The organism is Methanococcus voltae PS (assembly GCF_024807035.1).
GTDB lineage: Archaea > AGJL01 > Methanococci > Methanococcales > Methanococcaceae > Methanococcus > Methanococcus voltae.
Window position 1 is genome coordinate 287203 of record NZ_JANUCQ010000001.1, and the last position, 16965, is coordinate 304167.

The following is a 16965-nucleotide window of genomic DNA, read 5'->3' on the forward strand; positions in this document are numbered from 1 at the left end:
ATAAAAATATTTTATTTTTTATTTTTAAATTATTTTTTTATAATATTATCAATATTATTCAATAATTGTTTTTCCCTGGAATTTTAACGCTGGAGATATTAATTTACCTCTTTGTTCCACATTATCCAATGGAGTTGCCTCTTTTAATATTTCGAAAATGTTTCCAGAAAGCATACCTTTTTTAACTGGTATTTTATCCCCTTTATCTACAATGTAGCTATTGCTAATTTCCACGGAAAAGTCTCCCGTAATTGGGTTTGAAGTATGTGTACCTATCAGTGAGTTAACATAAAGGTATTTTTCTAATTCTTCAATCTTTTCAACTGGATTAATTATAATATTTGAACTTGAAATACCTGGTAAACTTGAATATCCTCTTGAAGCGTTACTTGTGGTTTTAACATACTCATTTTCATCTTCTTTAGATTCATTTTCGATATTTGCTCTTTTAATATCGTATAAGTAGCTTTTTAATACTCCATTTTCTACCAATGCGGTTCTTTCACTTGGGCTACCTTCATCATCGGTTTTTGAGGAATAAAGTGCATTATCAAGCGTACTATCATCATAAATAAATATATCTTCGCCAAATATTTGCTCTCCGATTTTTCCTGCTAACATTGACCTATTTCTCTGTACACTTTCGGAATTAAATGCGGGGATTAAAGTATATGATAATAAAGAGTATAAAGCTCGAGGACTAAGAACAATGTTTCCTTCAAAGCTTTCTTTAATTGATTTGGTATTTTTAAGAATATTGATTACATAATCTGAAATAACATCTACATTAAATACGTTATTTTTAGTTATATATTCATAAGCAGTTTCTCCCTCTTTTATTCCTGAAATAGATGCAGAATAATAAGTACCTTCTTCTTCCACATCTACACCATTAGTGTTAACAAGTCTACTGTATCCATAGCCTGTGGAGACTCCCCCGCCCACTGAAGTAATGTCATTTTTTTCTAACTCTTCAGCCATATAAAATACATCTTCGAGGATTTTAGATTGGTTAAATTCTTTTAATTCTTTAAAGAATGTTCCTTTAGGGCTTTTGTATTTTTGAGGGACTGGTAATTCTGTATAGTTATCACTTACAAGATTTGCCATAGCATTGTATATAATCTCTGGATTTTCTACGGTACTATATGCAAGACCTACTTTACCGTCTTTTATAACACGTACGCCTATACCGAAACTATTTGAAGTTTCTACATTGTCCAAGTGTTTGCCTTCTAATTCTGCACTGAAGTCGTCATCTTTAGATATGTAAATATCAGCTTCATATCCTTCTTTTTCAGCAATATTTATGATTTTATCAATAGTATTGTCTAAATTATCAAATTTTTTACAAAAGTTTATATTATCGAGCTTTTCCATAATCGCACCCATCAATTTAAAATATATCTTAAATATCTTTATTCATAATATATATGATTTTATTTTTGAATTATAATGTCATAAAATAGTGTTATCCCGAATATAATAAATACTTATATATTTTATTACAAATTATATTGATTATATTATTGATGATACATCAATCATATATAACTCATACATTAATTATAAATTAATTATAAATTAATTATAAATTAATTATAAATTTGTACCTATATTATGGTTGATTTACTAAGCTATAGTGAATTATATTTAAAAATCATTAATACCCATTGAAATTTATTCATATATATTTAAATAATATATATCTCAATTATCACTTATCAGAATTTTTAAAATTCGGAGGGTGCATTATGTACAAGAATTATAAAGTATTAACGGTTATTCCGGTAATTTTAGCACTCTTATCAGTCGTTTTCGTTTCAGTAAATGGTTTAAATCAGAGCATTGACGTTAGCGGGGGTACTGAAATAACTGTAATCGTACCTAATAACTTTGACTATAGTTCATTAGAAAAACAATATCCTGATGTAGATTTTAAGATATCAACGTCTTCTTCTGCCCAATATTTGGATGTAAAAGCAGGAACAAATGTTGACATAGATGGATTGAGAAATTCACTGGCAACAGCATTAAATACGGATGATTTATCAAAATTACAATATACTGAAAAGCAAATCGGTTCTACTTTAAGTAGTAACTTTTGGAGCCAAGGTTTCCAAGCAGTAGGATTTGCATTTTTATTTATGGCAATTGTTGTTTATGCAATATTTAGAACTCCAGTACCAAGTTTCGCGGTTATTTTGGCAGCAGCGTCTGACATTGTAATTGCAGTTGGCGGTATGAGTTTATTTGGAATACCTATTTCAACATCAACAATAGCAGCATTATTAATGTTAATTGGTTACAGTGTCGATACGGACATTATGTTAACAACAAGAGTTTTAAAGAGAAAATCAGATACTCTCGAAAATAGAATTAATCAATCAATGAAAACAGGAATGACAATGTCTATAACCACAATTGTGGCAATGGCGGTTTTATACCTTGTAGTTTCATACATAGTTCCTGCAGCTGAAATGTTAAAAGATATTTCAATAGTTTTATTAATTGGTTTAATTGCGGATTTAATGTTAACTTGGGTAACAAACGTAGGAATATTGAGATATTACGTTACAGAACTTAAAAAATCTAAATAATTAAGTTAACTAGATTAATTAGGTTATAAAGTTGAAATAAAATCAATGAACATGCTATAATATAAAATAGTATATGAATAATACAATACCAAAATTAATTAAATTAATTAAATTAATTATGCTTTAGTTAATTTAATTGAGGGATATTATGAAATTACTAAAAGATAAAAAGGTTTTATTCCTATTGGTGTGTGTTGTAGCTTCTATATTAGCAATTGTATTCAATGGAATATCTTTTGGTGTAGATTTAAGTGGTGGGTCTACAATAGTACTACAAACGGAAAAACCAGTTACGGAACAGGAAATGGGCGTCATTACCGAAATTTTAACAAGTAGGTTAAATACAAATGGTTTAAGTGATGTGAATGTTTATTCGAGGGGTAGTGAAGAAATAGCGATTGAAATACCCGAAAGTGCTGATTTAGAGCGTATTAAGAAAGTTATAGCTCAACAAGGGGTATTTTACGCTACAATAGATAATGTAACTGCTTACACTGGTAAAGATGTTGAATATGTTGAAGAACCGGCTTTAACTGCAGCAGGCTATGGTGTAAGTTTTAAATTATCAGCAACGGGTGCAGATAATTTTGCAAACGTTTCCTATGGAAAAGGTGGTTATAAAGTAAACCTTTACCTCGATGAAATTTTAATAAGTGACCCGGTACTTTCACCGGATTTAGCAGACGGAAAACCACACCCTAGCCAGGTAATAACTGTAGCAGGTAGTAATCCTACAAAGGATGACGAAGACCAAGCTTGGGCAATTTATACAGCTTTAAAATCTGGTTCATTACCTGTAAAAGTTAATATCGCGTACATTAATTCAATTTCTCCTACATTGGGTGAAGAATTCATAAAAAGTTCAATAATAGCAGGTATCATTGCTTTCTTAGCTGTGGCAACTGTAATTGGTATCAGATATAAAACTCCTAAGATAGTTCTTCCTATATTGATAACTGGAGCTTCTGAAGTACTCCTTATTTTAGGTTTCGCTTCAATAATAGGTTGGAAATTAGATTTAGCAGCTATTGCGGGTATCATTGCCACTTTGGGTACAAGTGTTGACCACCAAATCGTGATAACTGATGAAACCTTAGCGGGTGAATCTAAAAAAGTTAAAAGAAGCATTCAAAGAGCATTCTTTATTATATTTGGTGCAGCAGCAACCACGATTGCGGCAATGTCCCCATTATTCTTAATGAGTATTGGTATGTTAAAAGGATTTGCGATAACAACAATAGCAGGTGTTTTATTCGGGGTATTCATCTCAAGACCTGCATTTGCAAGAATAATAAGAGAATTATTGAGAAAATATTAATTAATTACTTACTTTCTTTTTTTATTTTTTAAAACAACAATTATTTTAAATGTCTATTAAGTTTTTCAGATTTCTATGTACTATTTTGTATTACTATTCTTCAAATACTTCGTATTATCCAATTATAAAAACAAATTATATATATTATAAAAAATATCTTTTAAAAGTAGAGAAGAATTAGTTTTTAAATATAACATATATAATTTAAATAAATTAAATATTTATTATACGTTATTCAATTTTAACTAAGTCTAATTTGATTAGATGATTAATTATGATTAGATTGATGGGATTATAATAGTTTAACTTTAAATTAAGGGGAAAAAATGAATTCAAAAGGTTCAGAATCCAGGTCTAAAAGCTTAAATGTCCGAAAATGGGTAAAAAACATTATATTTTACGGCTTAGGTTTCGCAATAATGGCATACATATTTAATTGGATAGGTCTTGAGGACATATATCAAGTTTTGTTAAAGACAAACTTCCAAATATTTGGGTTATCTATTATAGTTTATGCTCTTGCAATCGTAATGTTGATTCTAAGATGGCAATATTTGCTAAAATTAAAAGGATATTCTGCAAAATACCTGGATTTACTTAATTTAGTGTTAATGGGACAGTTTATAAATAATATTACCCCATCTATGAAAGGCGGAGGAGAACCTTTTAGGGCGTATTATCTCTCAAAACTAGGGAATATTCCTTACCATATTTCATTTTCAACAGTTATGATTGAAAGATTATTGGATAGTGTAGTATTTTTGACCCTTTCCTTTATAATCATATTATATTTCATAGTAAATGGCTTATCGGAGCAGTATACATTAATGTTCATAATGGCTTGGATAATAGTAATGACACTAACTGGAACGATATTATATGTAGCTATGCACAAACAATTGGCGTACAAAATTGTAAAATTTGGTGCAAAAATATTTAGGAAATTTTCTAAGAAAAGAGTATCCGATAGTAGATTATGCGAGGGCGTAGATGAATTCCAAAAAACCTTACTTTTTTTTAAAACAAAAAAGAAAGGGATTGCAATTGCAACATTTTATTCATTTATGTGGTGGTCTCTCGATATTTTCAAGATATATATATTCTTTATAGCAATTGGTTCAATAGCTCCATTATTTGCAGTTTCTTCAACATATTTGGTTTCATTATTGGTTGGAATTGTTCCTGCATTGCCGGGCGGTTTGGGTACTTCGGATACTGTAATGATTGCAATGTACGTATTCTTTAAAATAGCCCCATCTAGTGCGGCAACAATAACTTTATTGGATAGGGTAGTTTCTTATGTATTGGTGTCCATATTTGGTGCCATATCATTCCACTTAATTAAAACAAAATCCCATAAATTAAAGGAATTAAGAAATAATCAAAAAGAAAGAGAAGAAGAATTAAATAATTAAATGTAAAATAAACTAAAATAAATCAAATTTTTATATTATTTCAGATTTATGTATTTTACAGTATTTTATATTATGGTGAATATTATGATGTTAAATGTTAAAATTGGAAAAGTAGTAAGGTCGTTAGATGCGTTCAAAGGTTCAAAACCTGTTGTAAATAAAGAAGAAATGATAGCTGTTAGAAGTATTTGCCGAGATTTGGAGTTTAACGATTATAAAAGCATTAAAGAATATTTAGAAGCTAAAATAAAACAAAATGGATACGAATTAATGAACGAAGGGGATAAAATTGGGATGGTAAACAGAATAAATGAAATAATGGGTGAAGAAGGACTATTCCCTGACGAAATGGGTTTTGATGCTTTAAAAGCTTCTTTTGAAAATATTGGATGCAAATGTGATTATGCACTTGGTAAAAAAGACGATTTAATGCTTGGCATAAGCATGTGGTATAATGAAGAAGACGAACAACATAAATTTGTAGAAGTTATGGTGTTGTACTAATTTAAAAATACATATAAATTAATCCATAAAATATTTTAAAATTAAAAAAGAATTTTATTTTTATTATTTATTTATTTTTTAACTATTAATCTTTTAATTCATTAACTTTAACTAAAGGAATGAATCTAACGTTATTTTCTTTCATTAATTCGTCTGCACCATCTAATCTATCTACAATTACAAAAACAGCTTTAACGTTAGCATTAGCCTCTTTAAGTTCTTCAACAGCTTTTAATACGCTTCCACCAGTCGTAGTTACGTCTTCCATAACGATTACGTTATCGTTAGGGTTTAATTCGCCTTCTATTTTATTTTTAGTTCCATAACTCTTAGCTTTTTTTCTAACAATTAATAAATCTTTTTCAAGTTCCAAAGAAACAGCTGTAGCTATTGATACAGAGCCAAGTTCAACACCTGCAACTTTTAAATTTTCATATTCTCCATTTTCTTTAAATTCTTCGCATAATTTAGCAGTTAATTTTGCTACAGCCTTTAAAACTTTTGGATTAGTGGTAGCTTTTTTAATATCTACATAATAGTCGCTTTTTTTACCTGAAGCCAATGTAAATTCTCCAAATTTTACGCAGTTAACTTCTTTAAGTAAATTAATTAAATTTGCTTTTAAATCGTTGGAATTCATAATTTCACCGTGTTTATATTTTATTATTTTCTCTATTTTACTACTTTATAATTTTTACATTTTTACATTTTTATATTATTTTTATACGCTCAATACATTCTTCTAAAAGTATACAATTCTAATATTTAATAATATTTGATTTATTTAATTTTGATTAAGGATTAAAAAAACAATAAGTAATTTATATTTTGAACGAAAGATACTAAACTGTGTACATTATTTAAGGTACATCACTATAAAAATTTTAATTAATATTTATCAATGGTAGACCAAACCAAATGACAAAATATATTAATTATAAAACTTTTATCAATATTTATATAATAATCACACTTAAAATTATTATTCTATAAAATTACAATAACTTTTAAAGATAATATAACTATTCGTAACTATATTGTATATTGTAATTACTCAAAGGTGTGCGTAATATATTCTTAAAATTTGAAATATAATTTGAAATATATTAACAAATATCTAATTGCGAAAATTTAAATAACAATTTAATTTACTAAACGTGGTGATTTAATGAATTTACCAAAATATATGGCAGTTTTAGTATTGGCCATAATGGTAATGGCTCCAATATCAATGGGTTATTCACTAAATAGCCCTTTAATTGTGGTTAACAAGGATAAGGTAGATGCAGATTATGCAAATATGCTTTTAGACAGTTACTATTCAAAAAGAGAACTTTCAGTTACTGACGATAAAAAGCTAAAAGTTTTAGAAACTTTAATTTATTTCGTACCTGCTATTGACGAATTTGAATTAACAGACAATACCGAAAGACTTGAAGTTTCATTCAAGAGAGAAGGTTCAAATGTAATATATAAAGATGTAGAATACAAAGAAACCCTTGAGTCAGATGACATCGGAGATGAAGTTTCATTCATGGGTAGTAGCTACACAGTTTTAGAATCTGATAGAGATAAAATAGTTTTAGGTAACTTAATAGAAGATACGTCATGTTCAGATTCGTTTACCGTAGACGATATTACCGTTAAATTATTGGCATTCTCCAAAGGCGAACTCATGGTTGACGTTTTAAGAAACGGTAAAAGAGTTGATAACTTTAAATTATTCCAAGATGACGTTCGTAAAGTAAAAGGGGAAGAAATTGCTTTAAAATATGATGACCTATTAGAAGCAGATGATAAAAAAGTATTCTTTTTCAACGTGTATAGGTCATATGAATTTGTAAAAGGCGATGATTTAGAAGGCTATGACGATGTAAGAGTTGATATCGATGGTAAAACTATCGAATTAGAACATAGAAACGCAGACGAATTGCCTAAAAATTTCAACTTCCTGAATTACAATATTGAACTCGCAGACGTTGGTTCAAATACAAGTGAAACATTCTTTAAAATAGTTAAAAATGCCGATTACACCATAGACCTGGAAGAAGGTTCAAGAAGCTTCGGTAACAACGTATTTGCCGTTAAAATTGAAAATGACAAGGAAGATGACTGGGATGACCAGATATTCCTTTACAAAAATAATAAATTACAAGAAAAAGTTGTAGACTTCCAAGGTTCGGTTAATATAATCGACCAGGATGAATTATTGATGTCAAGTGCTGATTTAATTCTCGTAGGTGGTCCTGTAGCTAACCAAGCAACAGCAAAAATACAAAATGGATTGATTTTCAAGGTTTCAAATGAGAACCCTGGTGAAAATAAAGGTATCATTCAAAAAGTGACAAATCCATTCAATAAAAATAGTGAAATCTTAGTTCTTGCAGGTTCCGATAAATTAGGTACTAAAGCATGCGTTCTTGCAATGAAAAAAGGATTATACAACGGTGAATCTACAATGACCGTTGAATATGTGAACGATAACACTGTAAAAGTTTTAAACTAAGTTATAAAATAAGTTTTAAACTTTAATATTCTTTTTTTAATTTTTTTAATTTTATTTTTACTAAAATAGTATATGATTAAATCAACTATACATTTTTATATTATCTTTTATATTATCTTTTATATTATTTTTAGTAGTTATTTATTAAAATTATTTGATTAGAGATTGGAAATGGTGAAATTATGCAATTAAACAATAATTCTAAAAAATTAGATTTTAACAGTATTTGTGGTATAAAAGTAAACACTAATTTGGATTACACTGGGGAAGAAATAGAACCTTTATGGGCTTTTAAATCATTTGATGTTCAAAAAGATAGTATCGTAGGTTTCATAGGTGCTATGCAAGTAAAAATAGCAAATATGAAGGATTTAAAAGACGTAAAAGAAGAAGCAGAATACGAAATCCCTATTTCGTCAAAACGTGCAATAAACTTTATAGTAGAGCATTTCGATAATTGCGACTTAAAAACTACTTATTTAAGACAAAGAATGCTTGTAAATATTGTAAAAGATGTAATCGAAACAAAAGCAAATATTAAGGTATTAAAGACAGGCGACGACTTGTACTACAATAATAAAAAAATATCTGTATGTATTGCTTGTAAGGGCGTTACTTCAGGCAAAATCCATCTCGGTTTAAATGTAACTTCCGAAGGTACGCCAGAGCACGTTTCAGCAATTGGTTTATTAGAAATGGGATTAAATGAAAGCGACTTAGATGAAATTTTAGAAAACATAATTTTAGAATACTGCAAAGAAACTGATAAAATAGAAAGAGATATTAGAAAAACGTTACCTTTATTCTAAAAAATAATTAAATAAAATAACTTATTAAAATTAAATTATTATTATTTTATTATTTTATTATTTTATTGCACTGGTTTAACAAATGAATGAATTTTGTTCATGTTAATGTCGATTATTTCATCGATTTCAGTATCTAAATTTCCTAAGCAACTAACAGTAAGTGCAGGTGTATTTACTTCCCTTAAAAACTTTCTAACATCTTTTTCATGGAATACAATACCTTCAAAATATTCTAAATTAGGAACTGCATACAATACGCCATCTAATTCTTTAATATCCATGCAGCTATCCATTATTACATCAACGGTAAGTGTCATAGTACCAGACGTTTTTGAAATTTTTGAAGAACGTAGAGTTTTTAAAGAACCTTTTCTCTGACCAACACATAATCTTTTATGGGTATTATCTGCTTCCATTAATTCTTTATCGAACGAACTTTTAGGGTCTTCAATAATTAATACTTTAGGGTCAAAATCTTTTAAGATATTAGGGTCTACACCACCTAATCCCGTAACATCGATTATTAAATCTGGATTTATTTCCTTAGAGTTATTGTTTCTAAGTTTTAGCATAAATGTATTCAAATCCATGAATTTTATGCCGTTCCCTGTAACAATATCTTCTAAGTGGGGCTGTGAGTCGATTAATATAACCTCTTCACAATCTGGTTTAATCATATTAGCAATATAGTTACCCGATAAATAAGCACCAAATATAATCGCTTGCTTAAATTCCTCACCCTCTAGGTAATATTTTATTGCATTAGCCTTTTTTTCAGCAATCTTTTTTATAATATCTCTAACTTTGACTTTTGATTCAATTGTTTTAACATTTTCAGTAATACCGTACTTCATAGTTCCACCATTATCCCTATTTTTTCAAGTGCTTTTAAAAGTTCGAACTCTATTTTGTGTTCTATGCTTTTATTATGGATTATTGAAGAAGGAGACATTGCACCGGTTAAAATTCGCCCTTTGCCGTCCATTATCAATAGTAATGAGCCAGAGCCTGCAACGCCCAATCTACCACGAGCTATGATTAAATCTGCATTTGTTGTGTCAACTGCAATCATTCCTTTAGTTAATGCAGGCATTCTTGTTAAATCTGCCGAATTTGTACAAATATCTAACATTTCAATGATAATATTATTTTGATTATTTTTACAATTGCTAATTGTATTATGATTAGTATGAGTATCTAAAACTTTCAAAATAATATTTTTTACTACTTTAAATTTCTTTCCATTGGAAGTTGCAACTACAATTTTTTTAGAATTTTTGATGAGATTTTGAATTGCCTCAATTTCTTCAATTCGGTCTCCATTTCTGCAATTTTCCAATGATTGAACATAAGAATTCTTAACTATCTTGTTAATTTTTTCCACGATATCCCAAACATAATTTTAAAATATGAAAATAGTTAATTTAGATATATATTTAGATATATATGAATTATAATTTTTTATTTAATTGTTTTACTTAACTGTTTTAACTCTGCTATTCCTTATCCAATCTAAATCATTTTTATGAAGTTCTCTGATATCTTTTAATTCTAATATCATCATTATAAGTCTACTTAAACCAATTCCCCATGCTAAAACCGGTTTTTTGATTCCAAAAGGCTCTAAAACTTCTGGTCTGAATATACCTGCACCGAGTAATTCCATCCAACCTTTACCTTCAACATAAACTTCTGCTTCAAGCGAAGGTTCTGTAAATGGGAAGTAAGCAGGTCTTATTCTTACTTTTTCAAATCCTAATTTGTTTAAGAATTCGGATAATAATCCAACTAAGTTATCGAAATTCACATTGTCATCCATTACAATGCCTTCACATTGATAAAATTCTGGTAAGTGTTTATAATCGATTGCTTCATTTCTAAATACTCTATCTATACAAAATACTTTTTGAGCTTTTTCTTTTTCTTCTTCACTCAACGATGCTAAATATTTAATCGAAGAAACGGTAGTATGTGTCCTCAATACTACTTTTTTAGATACTTCTTCACTAAATACATATCCCCAGCCTTTAGAGATTTGTTCATCTCCAACAATACCTTGTTCGTGTATTAATTTAAGTTTTTGAAGTAATTCTTCATCTACAAGTCCAGCATTTGGATACTTTAAAAAGAACGTATCTTGCATATCTCTTGCAGGGTGGTCCTGTGGTTCAAATAAAGAGTCAAAATTCCAAAGTTCAGTTTGTACAGCGGATGTTTTAACTTCTTTGAACCCAATTGATACGAGAATATCCTTAACATCGTCAATGATTTTAGCCATCGGATGAGGTTTGGCAGGGTAAACCTTTTCAGTAGGTATGGTAGCATCGTAAGCTCTTATATCACATTCTTTCCATTTTCCACTTAAGATATCTTCTTTAGTCAATTGTGTGATTTCTTCTTTAATTTCAATAGGATTCTTGATGTATTCAATGCCTTCAGGAGTTAATTTTAATTCCCTATTTTTAATCTCTTTTACTTCAATTAATCCTCTTTTTTTCAAAGAATCAACTGTTTTTTTGTCTTCCTTGATTAATTCAGATATGTCGATTCCATCTTCTAATTTTCCAATTTTTGAAATTAAAATTTCCTCTTCATCTTCATAATCTAAATTTTTGAAAACAATATTACCTTTATCAATTGCTACAAGGTTTTTTTTCTTTAAATTACCTAATAACGGGTTTATTTCTCCTTTTTCAAGAGTTTCAACTTTTGAAAGGTCTTTTATAGCAATACTTTCAAGTTTATTATTTAATATATATTTTGAAAGTCTTCTTTCAGGTAATTGCTTTTCGTTAGCTTCAATACCTTCTTTGCTAAGTTTTATAAGTTTTTTACTTTCTTCGAGTACTTCAGCAAGTTTGTGACCTGTAAGCCATAAACCTGCCCTCATAATTTTTTCTTTCTCAATTTCTTGTGAAATTTCTTCAAAGTCAAGTGTATTTTTTCCAAATTTTTGAAATATTTGTAATATTCTTTTTTCGTCATTGTGAAGTTCTACATCAATAATCATAATTTCACCTTAGTAAATAATAATATATTCAATATAAATAATCATACTATCCTTTAATTTGAATATCATGTTACCATACTATTTAATAATTTATAAAATTGATTTCAATATTTGGATATTTCCAGAGTTAATAAACTTATTAAAATTCTTATTTGCAATTATATAATTATATATACCTATTGAATATAGAATATAATCTAAAATATTATTGTTTTACTAATATATTTTTAATATTATTTTATTTAATATATTTTTAATATTCGTATCATATTGTTTGGTGGATTATGGGCAAAGATGAGAAAAACGAGAAAAAAGAGAAAAACGAAAATAATAAATGTTGTCTTAAGGAAGATTTAGAATATATCGCCTTAAAGAATAATGTATTAAAAATGGCAGAAAATTTAACTTTCACCGCAGAATTGGATGGCATACAGGATATGCGAAAAATAGGTTTTCCCATTTCTCAATACGGGGTTTATGTAAAGTCTAAAATTCCCTTTAGAACTTTTAAAATACCTGTAGATGCAGGGTTTTCATGCCCTAATAAAGACGGCACTTTAGATGATAAAGGCTGTATTTATTGTCCGAAAATGGGTAGGCCAATCTCCGTAGAATATTGTAATCGTAAATACAGCTTAAAAGAGCAAATAGAATTCCAATTAAACGAACACGGTAGAAAAGGCATAAATAAATTTTACGTTTACTTTTATCCTGCTACTAATACCTACGATGAGCCAGAAAACCTAAAAGAACTATGGGATTTTGCATTATCTTATGAAAATGTAATAGGTTTATCAATTGGGACAAGACCAGATTGTTTGGAGCCCGAAAAGCTAGATATCTTAGAAACCTATGTAAAACAGGGTTACGATATTTGGATTGATTTAGGGGTTCAAACATTACATGACAAAACATTAACTCTACTTAATAGAAAACACGACGCAATTGACACGTTAAACGCAATTAAAAACTGTAAGGAACGAGGTATAAAAGTTTGTGGTCATATTATCTTGGGATTACCTGGAGAAACAAGGAAAGAAATGCTACAAACTGCAGAGCTGCTGTCCTTAATAAAAATAGATGCTTTGAAAATTTATCCGCTCGTAGTTATCTACAATACAAAACTTGAGGAGATGTATTGGAATGCAGAATATAAGTCACTCGATAAAATACAATACATAAGCTTAGTGACGGATTTTTTAGAGCATATATCCCCTCAAATATTAATTCAAAGAGTTTCAAAGGATAAAGTTCCAAAAGAGATAAAAATATCACCAGAATGGGATTTAGGACGTTTAAAAATTTTAAACGAAATATCGAACAATTTAAAAACTAGAAAAACAGTCCAAGGTTCAAAATTTAATATCTAGTTTAATATTTGATAAAAAATAATACTAAAATAGTAATATACTAAAATAATAAACTACTATTATTTTCTTTTAATTATAACTTATTTTTATTTAAAATAATGAAAAAATAGATTTATAAGTTTTATATTTTTGATGCAGCGATTTTAACTGCTTTTAGATAGTCTGAAGATTCGGTAATGACAACAGCCACAGGTATTCTAACAAGTTTCTCAACGCATGCACTAACTATAGGGGCGCATACAATAGCTTTTACTCCGTCGCGTTCCGCACTAACTGCCGATATAAGGCACTCTTCAAGCGTATTTGATGGATATTCCTTAATGGCGTATGTTTTACCATTAAATTCAATGGTTTTTTGAGTAAGTTTATTAAGTGAAGACCTTGCAGCAATAATTGCTATTTTATCATCTAACTCATCATCTTTTTCAAATTCCTTAATTACTTTCACGATTTTTTGAAGTGTAGATACTCTAAAATCTTTATTATTCATAACTTTGTACAATGTACTATAAGGTATTTGAGAATGGTCTGAAAATTCCTTCAATGAAATATTTAATTCTAATAGTATTTTTCTGAACTCGTCGGTAAACTTTTCAGAACCTAAGCTTAATAAAAGCCTTTCATACGCTTTCATAACACTCACGTCACATATTTCTGTTACTAATTATTTAATCATGTAATATTATTACATAAACACCCAATTATTTATTATAATATACTCGTCTTATAATATATAATATTCTATCAAATATTTCAATATTAATACTATATTGTGGATTATTATTAGCTATAATATTATTAGATATATTATTAAGTATTAATATTATAAATCTATCGTTTATTATCTATATGGTATTAATTTTTTTAATAAATATATTAATTTTTTTAATATATAATATTTACAAAATATATTACAATTATAATTTAAAAACTAAACAATGCTAAAATAGTATAAAATAAAAGTATGTAAAAATTAATTTTAGTTAGTTATTGATTAATTAAATGACATTAAACAATGTAGTCAATTCCTAGTGAACTTTTAGATTGTTGCTGTTTTTTAGGTAATATTCTTTGAGGTGCTTTTCCACCGCCCAATATGTTTGGTGATTTAACACCTGTAATAATTGCCATTACCCTAATTGCTCCGTCCATTGTGCTATCTAACCTTGCACCCCATATGACGTTAGCTTCTGCATCCATACTGCTTGTTATGCCTTCACCAATCCTATTAGCTTCGCCCAATGTTAAATCAGGACCTCCAGTAACATGTATAATAGCACCTGTAGCTCCTTTGTAGTCAATATCCAATAAAGGACATTGTAAAGCATCTTTAACTACTTTCTCTACCCTATCGCCTTTGGAATCGTTGTCTACCTCACCCACACCAATCATGGCAACACCACCGTTAGTCATAACAGCTTTTACGTCCGCATAATCGATATTTATCATACTCTTGGTTGATATGGTTTCTGTAATACCTTTAACTGATTGAGCAATGATTTCGTCTGCTACTCTGAAAGCTTCGTTCATAGGCAAGTTAGGAACAAAATCGACTAATCTATTGTTATCAATTACAATAACGGTGTCACAACATTCAGTTAATCTTTTAAGACCTTCATCTGCCTTTTTAAGTCTGGCTCTTTCAATTTTGAATGGGTATGTAACAACACCGATTACAACAGCACCGCTTTCTTTTGCTACTTCTGCGACGATTGGAGCTGAACCAGTACCTGTACCGCCACCCATACCTGCGGAGACAAATACTAAGTCTGCATTTTTCAAAACATCTTCGAGAACGTTTTTAGCTAATTCTGCGGATTTCCTACCAATTTCTGGGTATCCTCCAGCACCTAAACCTCTAGTTAATGTAGAACCAATTAATATGGTTTTATCTGCTTTAATATGTTCTAAATGCTGTTTATCTGTATTTAATGCAATAGTTTCAGCACCTTCAATCCCTATCTCCGTAAGTCTTGAAATTGTGTTGTTACCTGCACCACCACATCCTACTACGATAATTTTAGCGTTTCCAAAATCATCTTTAGCCATTTGAGCTTGGTATAACTCTTCATTATTTTTAGAAAGTGCATCTTTAACAAGTCTCATAGTAATCCTCCAAAGGCAAATCTTAAATAAAATCGATAGATTATAATAATTTATTGATAATATCTATAAATTTTCATGATATATATTATTTTTTATATGTAATTTGATAGGCATACCTATTTTTTGAATATTCTATTAATTATATCCTATCTTCAATATTGGAATATTTTTAATGTATTTTTTTAATATTATGCCCATATAATATTATATATACTCTAATAATAAACCATTCAAATTTATATGCTGTAAATAAATCCTTATGTAGTGTATTTTTAAATTTGGGGTTATTTTATTATTATTTAATATTAATTATTATTATCCAATACTTGTAAAGTTTTTTTGGTAATTATAACACTATATAAATAATAAGTTTTAATAGTTATATAAATTTTACTTATTGAAACTATTTAGATTCTTAAATAGGTTATTAAATTGTCGATTATTTATAAATTCCCCATACTTTTTATTTAATACGTTTCATGGAAAAATTAAATGAAATAAGAAATAATATAATATGGACTAAAATAATAATAACTGTTGTAAAAGTGTTTTAAATGCTAAAAATGCTAAAAATGCTAAAAAATAGTACAGATAATAAAATAGTAAACTATATAAGCTAGAACAAGTTATGTAATATTGGCTAGGCTGGGAGGTTAGGCGTCTCCTGTAACTTGAAATCGCCTTTGCGAGAGCCGAAAACTTGGGGGCGGCATAAGTTCCCAAATTTCATTCTTAATTAGTATGTCGACGTTTCGTCCTTTGGGGTAAGATGGTAAGAGACTCTCTTTCTTAAGAAAGAGTCAAACTCTTTTCGTATTTCGAAACCCGCCAGGCCCGGAAGGGAGCAACGGTAGAATTTACTTCGACGCTCAAGGGGTAGCGGGGCTGAGTACTAATTAAGGCAAAATGAGATTTGGTGCTTTTGTCCACCCCAAGGAAGCCATTTTTTATTTTAAGGCTTATTATATCTATTTTTATATTTTTATATTTTTATATTATTCTAATTTTTATTTTTTAAATTTTTTTATTATCATCATCTTTATTTTTATATTTACTATTATCCATACCATCATTATATGTATTATCAATATTATTTTTAGATATCTTATGATTAATAGGACTCTATTATAACATAATTTTTGTAATATATAATAGTATAATATCGCAACATAATTAAATAAATATCATCTATTTTTAAAAAATCTCCTATTTTTACGTCAATCAATGCCAAAAATTTCAATAGTGATATATACCATTACGACCTATGTATATGGCACAAATGTAGGAAATAATAACTAATCACTCCAACAATCATTCTCATAATTAG

General features: G+C 28.6%; 14 protein-coding genes and 1 other RNA gene. 8 read left to right on the forward strand and 7 right to left on the reverse strand.

Going from position 1 to position 16965, the window contains the following annotated elements; genetic code table 11:
- Window positions 1–54: 54 nt before the first annotated feature.
- Window positions 55–1380, reverse strand: a complete 1326-nt coding sequence (locus M2325_RS01430) for a TldD/PmbA family protein (protein ID WP_209590260.1) — start codon at window positions 1378–1380, stop codon at window positions 55–57.
- Between the two features lie 374 nt (window positions 1381–1754).
- Between M2325_RS01430 and M2325_RS01435 the strand changes: the two genes are divergently transcribed.
- From M2325_RS01435 to M2325_RS01450, 4 genes are all read left to right on the forward strand, one after another.
- Window positions 1755–2600, forward strand: a complete 846-nt coding sequence (locus M2325_RS01435; RefSeq protein ID WP_209590261.1) for a protein translocase subunit SecF — start codon at window positions 1755–1757, stop codon at window positions 2598–2600.
- 148 nt (window positions 2601–2748) lie between these two features.
- Entirely contained in the window at window positions 2749–3918 is a 1170-nt protein-coding gene (locus M2325_RS01440) for a preprotein translocase subunit SecD (RefSeq protein WP_209590263.1), read from the forward strand.
- A 326-nt stretch (window positions 3919–4244) separates the two neighbouring features.
- A complete protein-coding gene (locus tag M2325_RS01445) occupies window positions 4245–5333 on the forward strand; it encodes a UPF0104 family protein (RefSeq protein WP_259050624.1) in 1089 nt (362 codons plus the stop codon).
- An 84-nt stretch (window positions 5334–5417) separates the two neighbouring features.
- Complete coding sequence (locus tag M2325_RS01450; RefSeq protein WP_209590266.1) at window positions 5418–5837, forward strand: DUF2120 family protein; 420 nt, start codon at window positions 5418–5420, stop codon at window positions 5835–5837.
- A gap of 85 nt (window positions 5838–5922) precedes the next feature.
- Here the strand turns inward: M2325_RS01450 and pyrE are convergent, their stop codons facing one another.
- The gene (pyrE, locus tag M2325_RS01455; protein ID WP_245314044.1) at window positions 5923–6477 is read right to left on the reverse strand and encodes an orotate phosphoribosyltransferase; all 555 of its coding nucleotides are present in this window, start codon (window positions 6475–6477) and stop codon (window positions 5923–5925) included.
- Window positions 6478–7005: 528 nt separating this feature from the next.
- Here pyrE and M2325_RS01460 point away from each other — a divergent pair.
- A complete protein-coding gene (locus M2325_RS01460; protein WP_209590268.1) occupies window positions 7006–8343 on the forward strand; it encodes an S-layer protein in 1338 nt (445 codons plus the stop codon).
- 182 nt (window positions 8344–8525) lie between these two features.
- Entirely contained in the window at window positions 8526–9152 is a 627-nt protein-coding gene (locus M2325_RS01465) for a DUF366 family protein (RefSeq protein ID WP_209590270.1), read from the forward strand.
- A gap of 62 nt (window positions 9153–9214) precedes the next feature.
- On the opposite strand, the gene M2325_RS01470 is transcribed toward M2325_RS01465, so the two are convergent.
- The 3 genes from M2325_RS01470 to pheS all read right to left on the reverse strand — a co-directional run bounded on the left by M2325_RS01470 (window position 9215) and on the right by pheS (window position 12162).
- A complete protein-coding gene (locus M2325_RS01470; protein WP_209590273.1) occupies window positions 9215–10006 on the reverse strand; it encodes a DUF1188 domain-containing protein in 792 nt (263 codons plus the stop codon).
- Window positions 10003–10536: a FeGP cofactor biosynthesis guanylyltransferase HcgB family protein gene (locus tag M2325_RS01475; protein ID WP_259050626.1), complete on the reverse strand. Its 534-nt coding sequence runs from the start codon at window positions 10534–10536 to the stop codon at window positions 10003–10005. The genes M2325_RS01470 and M2325_RS01475 overlap by 4 nt, the downstream gene beginning before the upstream one ends.
- A 90-nt stretch (window positions 10537–10626) precedes the next feature.
- Window positions 10627–12162: a phenylalanine--tRNA ligase subunit alpha gene (gene pheS, locus M2325_RS01480; protein ID WP_209590283.1), complete on the reverse strand. Its 1536-nt coding sequence runs from the start codon at window positions 12160–12162 to the stop codon at window positions 10627–10629.
- A gap of 437 nt (window positions 12163–12599) precedes the next feature.
- Between pheS and mnmL the strand changes: the two genes are divergently transcribed.
- Complete coding sequence (gene mnmL / locus M2325_RS01485; RefSeq protein WP_374759665.1) at window positions 12600–13532, forward strand: tRNA modification radical SAM protein MnmL/YtqA; 933 nt, start codon at window positions 12600–12602, stop codon at window positions 13530–13532.
- A gap of 121 nt (window positions 13533–13653) precedes the next feature.
- On the opposite strand, the gene M2325_RS01490 is transcribed toward mnmL, so the two are convergent.
- Window positions 13654–14166: a helix-turn-helix domain-containing protein gene (locus tag M2325_RS01490; RefSeq protein ID WP_209590286.1), complete on the reverse strand. Its 513-nt coding sequence runs from the start codon at window positions 14164–14166 to the stop codon at window positions 13654–13656.
- A gap of 374 nt (window positions 14167–14540) precedes the next feature.
- Complete coding sequence (gene ftsZ / locus M2325_RS01495) at window positions 14541–15638, reverse strand: cell division protein FtsZ (protein WP_259050627.1); 1098 nt, start codon at window positions 15636–15638, stop codon at window positions 14541–14543.
- Window positions 15639–16271: 633 nt separating this feature from the next.
- Here ftsZ and ffs point away from each other — a divergent pair.
- Window positions 16272–16585, forward strand: an RNA gene (gene ffs, locus M2325_RS01500) — signal recognition particle sRNA.
- The last annotated feature ends 380 nt before the right edge of the window (window positions 16586–16965 follow it).

What these genes read in the sequence shown, in the direction of transcription:
- M2325_RS01430 (WP_209590260.1), bottom strand. Translation starts at nt 1,380, where the DNA reads ATGGAAAAGCTCGATAATATAAACTTTTGTAAAAAATTTGATAATTTA.
- M2325_RS01435 (WP_209590261.1), top strand. Translation starts at nt 1,755, where the DNA reads ATGTACAAGAATTATAAAGTATTAACGGTTATTCCGGTAATTTTAGCA.
- M2325_RS01440 (WP_209590263.1), top strand. Translation starts at nt 2,749, where the DNA reads ATGAAATTACTAAAAGATAAAAAGGTTTTATTCCTATTGGTGTGTGTT.
- M2325_RS01445 (WP_259050624.1), top strand. Translation starts at nt 4,245, where the DNA reads ATGAATTCAAAAGGTTCAGAATCCAGGTCTAAAAGCTTAAATGTCCGA.
- M2325_RS01450 (WP_209590266.1), top strand. Translation starts at nt 5,418, where the DNA reads ATGATGTTAAATGTTAAAATTGGAAAAGTAGTAAGGTCGTTAGATGCG.
- pyrE (WP_245314044.1), bottom strand. Translation starts at nt 6,477, where the DNA reads ATGAATTCCAACGATTTAAAAGCAAATTTAATTAATTTACTTAAAGAA.
- M2325_RS01460 (WP_209590268.1), top strand. Translation starts at nt 7,006, where the DNA reads ATGAATTTACCAAAATATATGGCAGTTTTAGTATTGGCCATAATGGTA.
- M2325_RS01465 (WP_209590270.1), top strand. Translation starts at nt 8,526, where the DNA reads ATGCAATTAAACAATAATTCTAAAAAATTAGATTTTAACAGTATTTGT.
- M2325_RS01470 (WP_209590273.1), bottom strand. Translation starts at nt 10,006, where the DNA reads ATGAAGTACGGTATTACTGAAAATGTTAAAACAATTGAATCAAAAGTC.
- pheS (WP_209590283.1), bottom strand. Translation starts at nt 12,162, where the DNA reads ATGATTATTGATGTAGAACTTCACAATGACGAAAAAAGAATATTACAA.
- mnmL (WP_374759665.1), top strand. Translation starts at nt 12,600, where the DNA reads ATGCGAAAAATAGGTTTTCCCATTTCTCAATACGGGGTTTATGTAAAG.
- M2325_RS01490 (WP_209590286.1), bottom strand. Translation starts at nt 14,166, where the DNA reads ATGAAAGCGTATGAAAGGCTTTTATTAAGCTTAGGTTCTGAAAAGTTT.
- ftsZ (WP_259050627.1), bottom strand. Translation starts at nt 15,638, where the DNA reads ATGAGACTTGTTAAAGATGCACTTTCTAAAAATAATGAAGAGTTATAC.